This is a genomic window from Martinezella sp. CNPSo 3957 (assembly GCF_057784395.1).
Map to the genome: position 1 here is coordinate 929,759 of NZ_JBXSOU010000001.1, position 14,966 is coordinate 944,724.

General features: G+C 59.7%; 14 protein-coding genes. 7 read left to right on the top strand and 7 right to left on the bottom strand.

Features of this window, described 5'->3' with window-relative positions; all coding sequences use genetic code 11:
- Positions 1 to 7 precede the first annotated feature (7 nt).
- The 7 genes from AC13QE_RS04360 to AC13QE_RS04390 form a co-directional block, all read right to left on the bottom strand.
- A complete protein-coding gene (locus tag AC13QE_RS04360; protein WP_488482728.1) occupies positions 8 to 1,477 on the bottom strand; it encodes a sensor domain-containing diguanylate cyclase in 1,470 nt (489 codons plus the stop codon).
- Between the two features lie 215 nt (positions 1,478 to 1,692).
- Complete coding sequence (gene mntR, locus AC13QE_RS04365) at positions 1,693 to 2,142, bottom strand: manganese-binding transcriptional regulator MntR (protein ID WP_488482729.1); 450 nt, start codon at positions 2,140 to 2,142, stop codon at positions 1,693 to 1,695.
- Between the two features lie 152 nt (positions 2,143 to 2,294).
- Positions 2,295 to 3,365, bottom strand: coding sequence for an LLM class flavin-dependent oxidoreductase (locus AC13QE_RS04370; protein ID WP_488482730.1), 1,071 nt, complete (start codon positions 3,363 to 3,365; stop codon positions 2,295 to 2,297).
- An 84-nt stretch (positions 3,366 to 3,449) separates the two neighbouring features.
- Positions 3,450 to 4,304: an ABC transporter permease subunit gene (locus tag AC13QE_RS04375; protein ID WP_488482731.1), complete on the bottom strand. Its 855-nt coding sequence runs from the start codon at positions 4,302 to 4,304 to the stop codon at positions 3,450 to 3,452.
- Positions 4,301 to 5,089 (bottom strand): taurine ABC transporter ATP-binding protein, encoded by a 789-nt coding sequence (locus AC13QE_RS04380; RefSeq protein ID WP_488482732.1) that lies wholly within the window; start codon positions 5,087 to 5,089, stop codon positions 4,301 to 4,303. The genes AC13QE_RS04375 and AC13QE_RS04380 overlap by 4 nt, the downstream gene beginning before the upstream one ends.
- A gap of 55 nt (positions 5,090 to 5,144) precedes the next feature.
- The gene (gene tauA / locus AC13QE_RS04385) at positions 5,145 to 6,125 is read right to left on the bottom strand and encodes a taurine ABC transporter substrate-binding protein (RefSeq protein WP_488482873.1); all 981 of its coding nucleotides are present in this window, start codon (positions 6,123 to 6,125) and stop codon (positions 5,145 to 5,147) included.
- Positions 6,126 to 6,456: 331 nt separating this feature from the next.
- Positions 6,457 to 6,666, bottom strand: a complete 210-nt coding sequence (locus AC13QE_RS04390; protein ID WP_488482733.1) for a hypothetical protein — start codon at positions 6,664 to 6,666, stop codon at positions 6,457 to 6,459.
- A gap of 273 nt (positions 6,667 to 6,939) precedes the next feature.
- Between AC13QE_RS04390 and AC13QE_RS04395 the strand changes: the two genes are divergently transcribed.
- The 7 genes from AC13QE_RS04395 to AC13QE_RS04425 all read left to right on the top strand — a co-directional run bounded on the left by AC13QE_RS04395 (position 6,940) and on the right by AC13QE_RS04425 (position 14,954).
- Positions 6,940 to 7,932 carry an LLM class flavin-dependent oxidoreductase gene (locus AC13QE_RS04395; protein WP_488482734.1) on the top strand — a complete coding sequence of 331 codons (993 nt, stop codon included), beginning with the start codon at positions 6,940 to 6,942 and terminating at the stop codon, positions 7,930 to 7,932.
- A 24-nt stretch (positions 7,933 to 7,956) separates the two neighbouring features.
- Positions 7,957 to 9,306 (top strand): LLM class flavin-dependent oxidoreductase, encoded by a 1,350-nt coding sequence (locus AC13QE_RS04400; RefSeq protein ID WP_488482735.1) that lies wholly within the window; start codon positions 7,957 to 7,959, stop codon positions 9,304 to 9,306.
- Between the two features lie 15 nt (positions 9,307 to 9,321).
- The gene (locus AC13QE_RS04405; RefSeq protein ID WP_488482736.1) at positions 9,322 to 10,521 is read left to right on the top strand and encodes a M20 aminoacylase family protein; all 1,200 of its coding nucleotides are present in this window, start codon (positions 9,322 to 9,324) and stop codon (positions 10,519 to 10,521) included.
- Positions 10,522 to 10,529: 8 nt separating this feature from the next.
- Positions 10,530 to 11,078, top strand: a complete 549-nt coding sequence (locus AC13QE_RS04410) for a GNAT family N-acetyltransferase (protein ID WP_488482737.1) — start codon at positions 10,530 to 10,532, stop codon at positions 11,076 to 11,078.
- A gap of 40 nt (positions 11,079 to 11,118) precedes the next feature.
- On the top strand, positions 11,119 to 12,900 hold the full coding sequence (locus tag AC13QE_RS04415; protein WP_488482738.1) for an amino acid ABC transporter permease/ATP-binding protein: 1,782 nt from the start codon (positions 11,119 to 11,121) through the stop codon (positions 12,898 to 12,900).
- A 93-nt stretch (positions 12,901 to 12,993) separates the two neighbouring features.
- On the top strand, positions 12,994 to 13,938 hold the full coding sequence (locus tag AC13QE_RS04420) for an ABC transporter substrate-binding protein (RefSeq protein WP_488482739.1): 945 nt from the start codon (positions 12,994 to 12,996) through the stop codon (positions 13,936 to 13,938).
- A gap of 104 nt (positions 13,939 to 14,042) precedes the next feature.
- A complete protein-coding gene (locus AC13QE_RS04425) occupies positions 14,043 to 14,954 on the top strand; it encodes an ABC transporter substrate-binding protein (protein WP_488482874.1) in 912 nt (303 codons plus the stop codon).
- The last annotated feature ends 12 nt before the right edge of the window (positions 14,955 to 14,966 follow it).

Genomic DNA, 14,966 nt, shown 5'->3' on the forward strand with positions numbered 1-14,966 from the left:
CCGGGCCTCAGGCGCCGTTCTTTGCGCGATGTGTGCGTGTGGTAGCCGCCGCGGCGTAATGAGCCTTCTTCTGCTCGTACATGCCGATATCCGCGCGCTTGATCATGGCTTCCATGGTCTCGCTGGGCTGGCTCGTTGCAACGCCGACGGAGACGTTGAGAGGCGCGCTTGAATAGAACTGATTGTTGATCTTCAGCAACTCGTTGATCGTTTCAACCATTGCGGCGGCCGTGATTTCATCGGCGCCCGGCAGGAGAACGGCAAATTCGTCGCCGCCGATGCGCGCCGCGTGATTTGGCAGCGAGACGACGCTGTTGAGCACCTCACCCATGCGCCGCAACAGCGCGTCGCCGGCATCGTGGCCGCTCTCGTCATTGGCTTCCTTCAGCCCGTCGAGATCGATGATGATCGCAGAGACAGGCCGAAGCGATTTGCGCTCCAGCCGGTTGAGCTCCTCCATATAGAAGGCACGGTTGAAAAGCCGGGTGAGCACATCGTGCTTGCCGAGATATTCGAGATAGGCTTCCGCTTTCTTGCGGGCGGTAATATCCGTCAGCGCCACCTGCACGAGCGACCAGTCGTTCTCGTAACCGGGAAATACAGAAAATTGCAGGAGGACATGGCGCTCCGATCCATCGAGAGCGTAGTTCAGCACCTCGCGCTGATGGAAGAGGCGTCCGTTCCACAACTCCATCAATTGCCCGCGAAAATGCTTTTCCATATCGCCGCGGAACACTTCACCGATCCGGTGGAGCAAGGTCTGGCGATCCGGCGCACAGAAGAGATCGAGCGTTGCCTGATTGACGTCAAGGACGCTGATTTCGCTCATGCATTGCTGGACGAATTCCGGATGCACATCGAGAAAGACCTGAAAGTCGACGATGCCGCGGTCGCGGATTTTATCGAGCAGGATTTTTACGCGGCTGAAATCCTCGACCCAGAGGGAAACGGGCGAATGTTCGAACATGCCTTCCGCATAGCGGCGCTGCCGCTCTTCCTGCCGTCTTGCCTCCTCACGAGCGGTCACGTCTTCCGTGGTCAGCAACAATCGGCTCCAGGAGCTCTCGTGACCCGGCAGGATGATGCCGCGCAGCTGGATGTCGAGCCTTTTGCCGCCGAGTGAGTAGTTGACCGCGGTGCCGGAAAATTCGGTCTTGCCCTCCCAGAGCGCCACAAGTTCGTTCACATGGCTTTGCAGCATCTCGTCCCGGAATACCTGCGAGAGATTTCCGACAAGCGTTTCGAAGGAAGGCGCCTCGAAAAGCTCAAGCGTCCTGGCGTTGACAGCAAGAAGCCTGATCTTCTGCGAGCAGGTCGCAACGCGCTGCAAATCGGCAAGCAGATAGGAACGCAGGTCCGTCACGCCCTCAGCGCGCCAGAATTCGAACTGCTCCTTGACGCCGCTGAAGTCCTCCAGCCACATGGCGACGGGGGCAAGATCGAAAATGGTGCTGCTGAAGTCCTGGGCGTTCATCATGATTCCCTGCGCCGGCAATAAAAGTCAGTATTCGTAATACAAAGGCCAGCAGTTCGCTAAATTCTGGTTAGCAAGCATTCGTAAAGCTTGCGTTGACATCAAGTAACGGGTCAAGCCGAACGCTGCGTATCAATTTCTTTTCAACTCATCTTGTTGAAAATATGCCCAGAAGAGGCTCTGGCTTGATTGCAATCGGTTTTGTCAGCTGCAAGCAGTCACGTCCTCAAGAAGCGCTCGAAGGCTTCGAGTGTCCTTTGGCTGACGTGATGTTCAATTCCTTCGGCGTCGTTTCTTGCCGTATCGGGATCGACGCCGAGACGGCAGAGGACCGCCTCCACGATCTCGTGACGTCGGCGGGTTGCGGCGGCCAGGCGCTGGCCTTCTTCAGTCAGAAAGACGCCACGATAGGGGCGTTGAGTAACGAGATTTTCCTCGGCCAGGCGCTTGAGCATCTTGGCGACCGTCGGCTGCGTTACTCCCAGCCTCTGTGCAATATCGGTCTGGCGTGCCTCGCCGGCATGTTCTATCAGATCGGCGATGAGCTCGACGTAGTCTTCCATCAATTCCGTGCGTCGATCTTCGCGGCTTTTCTGAAAGGCCTCGGCGTGCGTCTCGATTTCGGTCGACGACAGACGGCTTTCCGCGGCGGCAGGCAATTTCGTCAAGGCGGCTCATCTCCCCATGATTAAGAACCGTGTAATGATATTTAGCCTCGACTATAAATAATTCAGCGACGTTATGAAACCCCGACGGCCGGTTTCGGCCGCCTGTGAAATCGAAATAGTCCTGCCTCAGTTGATATGGCGTCTGAGAGACTTCAGCCGCGTAAAAGCGGCAGCAGCTGCTCGCCCTGCCGTTTGATCTCCGGCAGATACGGCGTGTCCGAGAGAACGAAGTGCGTGATGCCGAGATCGCGATATTTGCGCAAGGAGCGGGCGACATCCTCTGCCGAGCCGACCAGCCATGTGGTGCCGGCGCCGCCACCGCCGAAGTTGCCGGGCGCAGTATAGAGATTGTCATCAAGCACGTCGCCACGCGCGGCGAGATCGAACAGCCGTTTCTGGCCCACCGCGATCGATTGCCGGTGATCGTTCCAGCCGACGCCATTATTCTCAGCCATCTCGGCGACTTTCGCCTCGGCATCGATCCAGGCCTGCTCCGTCGTGTCGCGCACCAGCGTCGTTATGCGCAGCCCGAATTCAAGCGGCGGCAGATCGCGATCAAGATCTCGGCTGAGTGTCCTGAGCCGACTGATCCGCTCAGCGATGTCGGCGAGCGGCTCGCCCCAGAAAAGCTGCACATCGGCCTCCGTGGCGGAGACACGCTCTGCCGCATCCGAAGCGCCACCGAAATAGAGTTTGGGATGCAGGCGTTTCCCGCGAGGCTCGATGCGCGGAGCCGCCGTGGATTCGCGGACGCGAAAATGTTCTCCCTCATAGGTGACATTCTCTTCGGTCCAGAGCTTGCGGGTGAGCCGCATGAATTCCTTGGTGCGGCCATAGCGGTGGGCTTGATCGCCCTCGCTGTCGCCATAGGCAGCAAGATTGTCCTTGCCCGAGACGATGTTGACGCGCACCCGTCCGCCGCTCAGCTGATCTAGCGTGGCGGCGGCGGAAGCAAAATGCGCCGGCCGCCAGTAGCCGGGGCGGATTGCGATGAGCGGCTCGAAGCTGGTGGTGCGTGCGGTAAGTGCGGCCGCGACGGTGAAGGTGTCGGGTCGGCCCCAGCCGGTGCCGATCAATGCGCCCTTCCAGCCGTGATCTTCCAGGGCCTTGGCATGGCTGGTCAGGGTCTCCAGGCTGTTATGATTCTCGACGGCGGAATCGCCGCGATGGCCCGGTTTGACATCATTGGGGATGTACCAAAGAAATTCGCAATTGCTGCTCATGCTGTGCCTGTCAGTCTTCTGAACCCAATGAGGGACTTGATGGTGAGGAAAGCCGCAAGCGATCTCGGCTTCCGGCCGTTGCGACTAAAGCTTGCCCTTCCACGGAACGAGGACCGCCTCGAGGATGCGAATGGCGGCGGAAAATGCGAAGGCGCAGACCGCGATGATGCCGATCCCGACGAAGACGACGTCGGTGGCAAGAAACTGCGATGCCGACATGATCATGAAGCCGATGCCGCGTGTCGAGGCGATGAGCTCTGCCGCCACCAGGGTTCCCCAGCCGATGCCGAAGGCGATCCGGATGCCGGTCAGGATTTCCGGCAAGGCCGAAGGCAGGACGACATTCAGGAAAAGTTGCAGCCGGTTTGCCCCCAGTGAACGCGCGGCATTGACCCGCTCCAGCGGCAGCGAACGCACGCCGGCCTGAGCGGACAAGCATATAGGCGCGAACATGGCGAGCACGAGAAGGGTGATCTTCGAGGTTTCGCCGATTCCAAGCCATATGATCATCAGCGGCAGATATGAAAGGGGAGGCAGCGGCCAATAGAATTCGATGGGCGTATCCAGAATTCCCTTTGCCCAGCGGTTGAGGCCCATCAGCAGACCGACGGGAATGCCTATCCCGATCGCGATGGCCGCAGCAACGACGATACGAAACAAGCTCGCCAATATATGTTCGGAAAGCGAGGCGCCGGCATAGCCATCGCGGTAGACGACGCCGATCTGCGTCAGCACCTCGTCAGGTCGAGGCAGGAAGAGGTGCGACACCAGCCCGAGCTTGGCGACGAGCCACCACAGCGCCAGGCAGGCGACCGCCGTGGCGATGCTGATGGCGATGGTGGGTTTTTCACCAACGCCGAAGCCGGGAATGCGAACCAGCTTCGAGTGTGTTTCCTTTTCAGGTCCGGCGATTGGTCGCGTTTCGATAATATCGCTCATGCCGCACTCCTGACGTGATCGACGCTGTGAAGGATCGCGCGAATCTCGTCCCGAAGATTGCCGAATTCGGGAGATGACAGGATCGCTCTCGTATCGCCGCTGGCGGCAAAGCGATGTACGAAATCGAGTTCGAAACGCGCAACGACACGCCCCGGCCTCGGAGACATGACCAGAACTTCCGTTCCGAGGAAAAGCGCCTCCTCTATCGAGTGGGTAATGAAGAAAATGCGCTTGTCGGTTCTGGTCCAGACGGAGATCAGCAGTTCCTGCATCTGCTCACGCGTCAGGCTGTCGAGTGCACCGAAGGGTTCGTCCATCAGCAATATGTCGGGATCGGTAGCGAGTGCTCTGGCAATGCCGACGCGCTGGCGCATGCCGCCCGACAATTCATAGGGCAGAGCATTGGCAAAGTCGGTGAGGCCCACCAGCCGCAAAAGCTCGGAAGCGCGATCGCGGCGTTCCCGCTTGCCCAGTCCGGCAAATTGCAGGCCGAGGGCCACGTTGTCGATGACGGACTTCCATGGCAGCAGCGAATCCTTCTGGAAGACGACGCCTCGATCGGCACCTGGTCCTGAAACAGGCCTTCCGTCGAGCGTGATCCTTCCCTCCGAAAGCGGCAGGAAACCGGCGATCGCATTGAGCAGGGTGGATTTGCCGCAGCCGGACGCGCCGAGCGCTACGACGATACCGCGCTCCGGAATGTTGAATGAAACGCGATCGAGCGCGTGAACGGTTCTGCCGTCACGCGCTGCAAAGAAGACGCTGGCATGGTCGACTTGAAGCATGGGCTCTCTCGATATTGCGACGCCGGCGCGACAAGCGCGCCGACGCCAGGGAGGATCAGTTACTTGCGCTGACAAGCGCGTCGGCGGTGACGAACGCACCATAGTTCGGCAGGACTTCGGAGACTTTTCCCTGGCTCTTCAGGAAGGCCGCCGTGTCCTTGAGGATCTTGGCAGCGCCGGATTGGTCGCCACCGCCGAGCCATGCTGTCGATGCCTGCACATCGGGCGTCAGCAGTGTGAGGTTCTTGAGTGCGGTGGCCTGCTGGTCCGCCGTGCCGCCGAGCAGCTTTGCGAGCGCCTTGGCGTTGTCGCTGTCCGGCCCCCAGGCGGCCTTATCGGCTGCGAACGAGGCGTAGTATTTGTTGATCACCGAGGCATAGGCCTTCAGGAATTGCGGATTGTCTGCGGCAAATTTCGAGGTTGCGACCCAGGCGGAAAACGTCGGGGCACCCTTGTCGGCCACGTCCTTGGATGTCACCAGCACCTTGCCGTTCTTCTTCAGCTCGGTGAGTGCAGGGTCCCAGACGAAACCGCCGTCGATATCGCCGCGATTGTAGCTTGCGACGATTTCCGGCTGCGGAACGGCGAAGACCTGTACGTCCTTTTCGCTCAGACCAAGGGACTTGATGAGAGCGAGCAGCTGATAGTGGTCGGTGGAAACGGGGGCTGCCGCGAGCTTCTTGCCCTTCAGATCGGCGAGTGTGTGGATGCCGGAGCCATTGCGCACCACGAGCGCTTCATCGACGCCGGAGATGGACGAGAGGTAGAATGCCTTCACCTCCAGCCCGCGCGAGGCGGCAGCGGCAAATGGGCTTGAGCCGACATAGCCGATCTGGACGTCGCCGGATGCGATGGCGGCGAAGATCTCAGCTCCGGAATTGAATTTGCGGAAATCGATCTCATAGCCGGTCTCTTTGGCGAACTCGCCGTTGGCGATCGCGACAGAGGAGGGCAGGGCATCGGTCTGATAGGCGACGACGACCTTCTTGTCGGCAGCGGCCGCGCCGACCGCCATCGAAATGCTGGCGAGACCCATCACGGCCGCAGTGATCAGTGTGTTGAACTTCATAACTAGTCCCCTTGGCCGGATCAGATCTGCCGGCGGTTCCGTGAATGCAACGCGCAGAACCTAGCGAAATCGGGGAGTGGATCGATAGAAATAGCAAACTATTTTTATAGACTATAATAGGAATTGTTTGTCTGAATTCGTACGGACTGCGACCGTGGCATCTTTCCAGCAAAAGAAACAACCGGCAGCCATCAATATATGAACTGTAGCGCCTACCCTCGTGAGGACAGCCGACCACGCCTCAATAGCGAAAGAGCCGAAATTTAAGGTCGCTTGCGACGTGACCCGGATGGGGCCATCAGGTCATCCGCCGGAGCAATGCAATCAAAGCATCTGCGTTGTCATTGGTTTCAAGCGAGAGCAAGTGCTTGTCCGCAAGTTCACCAATCGCGAGAACGACCTCGCGTTCAGACCATCCCGCCATGATCGCAGCGCTCACCAACTCCTGATAAGCGGCTTGAAGCGCGTCCTGGCAGCGAATGTCCCGATCAGGGTCATCATCGGTCACGAATGGTCGTGCGATATCTGGCATGGCCGAAAGGTGAACTGATTTGCGGGTTTTGGCAATCTATTGCATGCAATCGCCGTCGATTGTGTGCTTTTCCCTTTGCCGAATGCGCTTGGAATCGTGAATCCACTGCTAGCTCGCACGACGCTGCCGTTTTTTTCCGCATCCGGCAGAAGAAAAAGAAAGCTGTTTCTTAAATAACTTAAAATCTATGTTTTTTATAGACTATAGCGCTCCGTGGTCGACATCGAGCGAAAACATGGATGAAACGGCATGTCTTATCTCCTTAGTCTTCTCGACAAAAGTCCGATCGAACATGGGCTCAGTGCCACCGATGCGCTTGGCGCAACGACGAGGCTGGCCGCGAGGGCCGAAGAACTTGGCTATCATCGCTTTTGGGTCGCCGAGCACCATAATATGGCGAACCTCGCAAGTTCGGCGCCGGAAGTCCTGATCGCTCATCTTCTTGCCCGGACTTCGAGGATCCGCGTCGGCTCCGGCGGAGTCATGCTGCAGCATTACAGCGCCTACAAGGTTGCCGAGACGTTCAATCTCCTGGCGTCGTTGGCGCCGGGGCGCGTGGACCTCGGTGTCGGCAAGGCGCCGGGAGGATTTCCGCTCTCGACGCGGGCATTGCAGCGGGCCTTCGATCCCGAGAAGAAGCCTGACTTCGCCGAGCAGCTTTCCGATATCAACACCTATCTTGCGGCCGACTCGCATTCGAATGGCGCATTGGCGACGCCGTTTCCGCCGCGCGCGCCGGAGCGCTTCCTTCTCGGCGCCAGCGTCGAAAGCGCAAGGCTTGCTGCGGAGAAGGGCTGGAGGCTAGTGTTTGCCGGCCATCTGAACGGCGATCCCGAAAATCTGCGAAATACCTTCGAAGCCTACGGGAATGCGACGGGCGGCAAGGTGCCGATCCTGGCGCTCGCAGCCTTTGCCGCCGAAAGCGAAGCCCATGCCCGTGAGCGCGTCGGCCAGCTGCGCATCGTCAAGCTCTTCCTGCCCAACGGCCAAAGCGTCAATGTCGGCACCCAGGAGCAGGCGGCGGAATTTGCCCGTCAGGCCGGCTTCTCGGAGTTCCGGACCGAAGAAAAGGCGCCGAGCGTGCTGCATGGCACGGCGGCGCAGATCCGCGACGAGCTTGACGCGCTCCATCGCCGTTACGGCGTCGAGGAATTCGTGCTCGACACGCCGGCGCTGACCGCGGCCGAACGGCTCAACTCCATAGAATTGCTCGCCAAAGAACGCCTTTCCCTCGTTGCCTGAGCGGCCTGTCCCAGGAGGATCATCATGGCTCAAAAACACGTCACTTTCGGCATCATGCTGCAAGGCCCCGGCGGCCACATGAATGCCTGGAAGCATCCGAGCGTCCCGGTCGATGCCAGCACCAATCTCAACTTCTTCATCGAGACGACCCGCAAAGCTGAAGAGGCAGGGATTGCCTTCGCCTTTGTTGCCGATGGCCTCTATATCAACGAGCAATCGATCCCGCATTTCCTCAATCGCTTCGAGCCGCTGACGATCCTTTCGGCGCTTGCCGCCTTCACGACGAAGCTCGGTCTGGTGGGTACGGTCTCCACCTCTTATAGCGATCCCTTCACCATCGCCCGCCAATTCGCCTCGCTCGATCTCATCAGCGGGGGCCGCGCCGGCTGGAACGCAGTGACCTCACCGCTCGAAGGCTCCGGCCGCAACTATAGCCGCGAGCATCCCGAGCATGAATTGCGCTACGAGATCGCCGACGAGTATCTCGATGCGATCAAGGGCCTGTGGGACTCCTGGGACGACGATGCCTTCGTGCGCGACCGTGAGAGCGGCGTTTATGCCGACAAATCCAAGCTGCATCGCCTGAACCATAAAGGTCGGTTTTTCCGCATCGAAGGCCCCCTCAATATCGGTCGCTCAAAGCAGGGCCAGCCGGTGGTCTTCCAGGCCGGCGCCTCCGATTCCGGCATTCGGCTCGCCGGCAAACATGCCGATGCTGTCTTCACCAATGGCGGACCGCTGGAAGACGCGAAGACCTTCTACAAGCAGGTCAAGCAATCCGCGATTGCCCATGGCCGCAGTGCCGCCGATGTCGGCATCTTCCCGGGCATCGGGCCGATCGTCGGCGCGACGCAGGAGGAGGCGGAAGCCAAGTATCAGGCGATCCGCAATCTCGTCACCATCGAGGAAGCGCTCGCCTATCTCGGTCGCTTCTTCGATCATCACGATTTCAGCGCCTATTCGCTGGACGAGCCGTTTCCCGACCTCGGAGATATCGGCCGCAACAATTTCCGCGCCACGACCGATCGCATCAAGAAGACGGCGCGCGAGAAGGGGCTCTCCTTGCGCGAGGTGGCGCTCGACGCGGCAACACCGCGAACCTCCTTCATCGGCACGGCCGAGCACATTGCCAGTGAAATCATCCGCTGGGTGGACGGAGAGGGCGCCGACGGCTTCATCCTCGGCTTCCCCGTCATCGGTGAAGGCTTCGACGATTTCTCCAGGTATGTCCTGCCGATCCTGACCGAGCGCGGCTATTTCGATCCCGCTTTGAAAGGCGAGACGCTGCGCGATCACCTTGGACTGCCATATCGCGAAAGCCGTTATGCGGCAGAGGCTGCCGACATCGAACCCGCAAAAGCCGTAGGCGCTTGAGCCAGGACGATCACCATGAACGCCATCATCAAGACCGCTTCGATTACCGATCCAATCGAGACAGGGATCGCCGCCTATCTCGATGAAATCATCGCGCTTAGGCACGACCTGCATCAATATCCCGAACTCGCCTTTCAGGAGCATCGCACTGCCAAGAAGGTAGCCTCGCTGCTTGCCGATTGGGGCTATGAAGTCGCGACCGGCATAGCCGGGACCGGCGTGGTCGCGACCCTAAGACGGGGCATTGGTAACCGCAGTATCGGCATCCGTGCCGACATGGATGCCTTGCCGATCGAGGAAGCGACCGGACTTGATTACGAGAGTGCCAATCCCGGCGTCATGCACGCCTGCGGCCACGATGGACATACGTCGATCTTGCTGGCTGCTGCCCGCTATCTTGCCGAAAGCGGCAATTTCAGCGGCACGCTGCGGCTAATTTTCCAGCCGGCTGAAGAAATCGGCGCGGGTGCGCGCAAGATGTTGTCGGAGGGACTTTTCGATCGCTTCCCGGTCGATGCGGTGTTCGGCCTGCACAATTGGCCGGGCGTCCCGTCGGGGCAGTTCGGCTTCGTTGCCGGGCCGGCGATGGCCTCAGTCGACAAGGCGGTCATCACGATCGTTGGAAAGGGCGGGCATGGTGCCGAGCCGCATCGTGCGGTCGACCCGGTGCTGGCTTCGGCCTCGTTCATCACCGCCCTGCAAAGCGTCGTCTCGCGCAATATCGATCCTCAGGAAATGGCGGTTGCAACGGTCGGTTCCATTCACGCCGGTTCGGCTTCCAACGTCATCCCGGAAAGCGTGGAGATGAAGCTGACCGTGCGCGCCTACAATGAGACTGTTCGGGCGAGATTGCAGGACCGAATTTCCGCCCTGGCACGCGCGCAGGCGGAAAGCTTTGGCGCCGCAGCGGAAGTCGATTACCGCCTCGGTTTTCCCGCCCTCGTCAATCATGCCGAGGAAACGGAATTCGCCCGCAATGTCGCCTTGCAGGCGCTTGGAGGCGCTGCCGTCGTGGCGGATTTCCGGCCGAGGACGGCAAGCGAAGACTTTGCCTTCCTGCTGCAGGCAAAGCCTGGGAGCTACTTCTTCGTCGGCAATGGTGACAGCGCGCCGCTGCACAGCGCCCGCTACGATTTCAACGACGCGATCATCGCGCCAGCGGCTCGCTACTGGGTGCGGCTCGCCGAAACTTTCCTCGCGAATGACAACGGGTGACGAACGACATGAGCGACACGTTTCTTTATACGACCACGCTGGACCCGCGCGCCAAGCCGCTGATCGACGAACTGATCCACGAATATGACAGTCGCTACGGCAACTATTTCAATGCTGAAGGGGCGGCTGCCGAACTCAATCGCTATCCGCCGGAGGCCTTCGCGCCGCCGCATGGCAATTTCCTGCTCCTGCTCCGAAACGGGGAGACGATCGGCGGCGGCGCTTTCAAGCACTATGACGACCAAACTGCCGAATTCAAACGGATTTGGACGCGGCACGATCTCCGTCGCCAGGGATTGGCGCGTAGGCTGCTGGTCGAGCTGGAGGCCCAGGCGGCGCGGCAGGGCTATCGCCGCATCTACCTGACGACAGGCTTTCGCCAACCCGAGGCGGTCGGTCTTTATCTCAACAACGGCTATACAGCCCTGTTCGATACCTCCGTCGATCCGGAAATCTACAAGAGCCTGCCTTTCAAGAAAGATATCAGCCATTTGGCTCTGGCCTATATCGCCGAAACCTCGGGCTCGCAGCAGCGCTTGGCAGCCGCCGGCCGGTAATGCCTCGCGGATCAACGACAATCAAAAAGGGGTAAAGATCATGGCGCTGACGACGGATTTTGCGGGTGTCGATCGAGGCACTGGAGCCGCCGAGACGAAGACTGATTATTCGCGTTATCGCATCGTGCCGGCGAGGCACCCTGGACGAACCGCCGGCACGATCTTTGCCGCAGTCGTCATGGCGGTCGTCCTCTACTCCACCTTCACCAATCCGCGCTGGGGCTGGGGTGTCTTCGCCGAGTGGTTCTTTGCCGAGCCGGTCCTGGTTGGCCTTGGCAGGACGTTGCTTCTGACAGCGCTTGCGGCGGTCTCGGGCTCTATCCTCGGAACGGCATTGGCTCTGGCGCGCGTATCGAAGTCGCCCCTGCTTGCGAGCCTCTCCTGGGGCTATATCTGGCTGCTGCGTTCGATCCCAATGATTGTGCTGCTGCTGGTTCTCAACAATCTCGGCTATCTCTATGAAACCATTAGCATTGGAGTCCCGTTCAGCGACAAGGTTCTCTTCGATTATCCGACCACGCAGCTCCTGACACCGTTTGCCGCGGCCTTTCTCGGACTGACGCTGAACCAGTCGGCCTTCTTTGCCGAAATCGTGCGCGGTGGCATTCTGTCGGTTGACCAAGGTCAGCTGGAAGCGGCCGCATCCCTTGGCCTATCGCGTCGCCGTCAGGCGTTCCGCATCGTTCTGCCGCAGGCGATGCGCTCCATCCTGCCCACGGGCTTTAATGAGATCATCGGCCTCGCCAAAAGCACATCCATGGTTTACGTGCTCGCCCTGCCGGAACTCTTCTACACGGTGCAGGTCATCTATCGCCGCAATCTGGAAGTCATTCCACTGCTGATGGTGGCAACCGTCTGGTATCTCGTCATCATGACGGTGCTATCGATTGCTCAGCACTATATCGAGCGCTATTTCTCCAGGGGTGCGGTGCGCAATCCGACGCCGTTGCCGTTTCAGGCATTCCTCCGACGCTTCCAGCGGCCGCTGCCCGCTACTGTAGACCGTAGTTCGGACACCAGGGCATTCGCCGCTTTTCGGAGCGTGACAGATCTTCGTGCCAGGGGCGGTGCCGTGCGCATCCATGGTATTTCGAAGAGCTTCGGCACGCTGAAAGTTCTCGACGATGTCGAGCTCAACCTGCCAGCCGGCAGCGTCACGGCCATTATCGGCCCGTCGGGCTCGGGGAAATCGACGCTGCTGCGCGCCATCAATCATCTCGAACGCGTCGACAGCGGCTTCATCTCCGTCGATGGCGAACTCGTCGGTTACACGCAGAAGGGCGAGGTGCTCTATGAGCTCAAGGAAAAGGACATTCTGAAGCGCCGGACCGACATCGGTATGGTCTTTCAGAACTTCAACTTGTTCCCGCATCTCACTGTTTTAGAAAACATTATCGAGGCACCCATCCAGGTACGTGGGGTGAGCCGTGACGAAGCGACTGCCTATGCGCAAGAGCTTCTCGCCCGCGTCGGCCTTAGCGACAAGATCGATGCCTATCCCCGCCAGCTTTCCGGCGGCCAGCAGCAGCGTGTTGCCATCGCCCGTGCCCTGGCACTGCGGCCGAAGGTCCTTCTCTTCGACGAGCCGACCTCCGCACTTGATCCTGAACTCGTGGGCGAAGTGCTCGATGTGATCAAGGAGCTTGCGCGCACCGGTACGACGCTCGTCATCGTCACCCACGAGATCGGCTTTGCCCGCGAGGTCGCCGATAGCATCGTCTTCATGGAGGGCGGCCATGTTATCGAAGCCGGCACGCCCACACAGATCCTCAACGATGCGAGACATCCGCGCACGCGTGCTTTCCTCGCCAAGGTTCTCTAGCAGTCGCAGGCAAGCATTCGACGCTCTGACGCAGCAGGCGTCCGGGCCATTATAGCTGTATCAACAACTTAAAATTGAAAAAGGAGAAGGGAAATGACATTCATTGAGAGAGCAAGATATATCGTTGCCGGCGTGTTGACGGCGGTAGCGATGAGTGGGACGCCGACGATTGCGGCCGAAAAGTTCAACCTGAGCCCGGATACATCCAATCGCATCCGTGCCGAGAAGGACGAGGCAGCGATCAAGGCGATTGCGCCGGGCTTCAAGTTCGTCAATCCCGGCAAGTTCACGGTCGCGATCAACCCGTGGGATCCGCCGATCGCTACTTATGCGACCGACGCGAAGACGGTCGTCGGCACCGATCCCGATATTGCACAGTTGCTTGCCGACTCCCTCGGCCTGCAGCTCGATCTGGTGCCGGTCGCCTGGGAGGACTGGCCGCTCGGCGTCTCCTCCGGGAAATATGATGCTGTCATCTCCAACGTAACGGTCACGGAAGAGCGCAAGCTGAAGTTCGATTTCTCCACCTATCGCAGGGACGTGCTCGGCTTCTACGTGAAGGCTGACAGCAAGATCACCGCGATCAAGGAGCCGAAGGATGTCGCAGGCCTCAAGGTGATCACCGGCGCTGGCACCAATCAGGAGAAGATCATTCTCGAATGGGACCGCCAGAATGTAGCAGCCGGACTGAAACCTATCGAGGTTCAGTATTACGACGACCGTGCCGCCGCCGATCTTGCCTTGCAGTCCGGTCGTGCCGATGTCGAATTCAATCCGAATGCGACACAGGCCTATAAGGCCGCCATCAACGGCACGAGGAAGCTCGTCGGCACAGTCTCGGGCGGTTGGCCGCTGACGGCCGAAATCGCCGTGACGACGAAAAAGGGCGCAGGCCTTGCCGATGCCATCACCCTCGCACTCAACGATCTGATCAAGAACGGCAAATATGGCGAAGTGCTGAAGCGCTGGAGCCTGACTGCTGAAGCGGTCGATCAATCCAAGACCAACCCTGCGGGCCTGCCGAAAAGCGGTTCGTAATGTTGGTCGGGCGGACCGGCGTCAGTGGGGCTCACGTCGGTCCGCTCCCATCCATCGCAAATGGAGAGACAGGTTCCGTGACTATCCGCATTAACTTCAAAACTATGCTGGCAGGTGCAGTGGCGCTTGCCTTGACCGGTCTCGCGCCGGCAATGGCGGCCGAAGATTTCGACCTGAGCCCGGAACAGCCGGGACGTGTTCACGCGGCGAAAAACGAAGCAGCGATTGCCGCCATCCCGAAGAATTTCAAGTTCGTCACGCCAGGCACATTTACCGTGGCAGTCGCGCCGGGCGGCCCGCCGCTTGCGACTTATGCGACAGATGCCAAGACGGTGGTTGGCGCCGATCCCGATTATGCCTATGCGGTTGCCGATGCACTCGGCCTGAAGCTCGAGCTTGTCCCGGTCGCCTGGATCGACTGGCCGCTCGGGCTGACCTCGGGCAAGTATGATGCTGTCATCTCCAATGTCGGCGTCACCGAGCAGCGCAAGGAAAAGTTCGATTTCTCCACCTATCGGCAAGGCCTGCATGGTTTCTTCGTCAAGAGTGACAGCAAGATTGGGTCTATCAAGGAACCGAAGGATGCTGCCGGCCTGCGCATCATCGTCGGCGCTGGTACAAACCAGGAGCGCATCCTGCTGAAATGGAGCGATGAGGATGTCAAAGCCGGCCTGAAGCCGATCGAGCTGCAATATTACGACGACGAGGCGGCGAGCCTTCTGGCTCTGCGTTCTAACCGCGCCGATGTCATCGTGCAGCCGCACGCCCAGCTTGTCTACATCGCCGCTCGCGACAAGAACATCAAGCGCGTGGGCACGCTGAGCGCCGGTTGGCCGGATCGCTCGGATGTCGCGATCACCACGCGAAAGGGCAGTGGTCTCGCGGCGGCGCTCACCATCGCAACGAATGGGCTGATCAAGGATGGTACCTACGCCAAGATCCTCGATCATTGGCATCTTGCTGAAGAAGCCTTGCCGAAGTCGGAAACCAATCCGCCGGGCCTGCCGAAATTTTGAGGAGACAGCCGC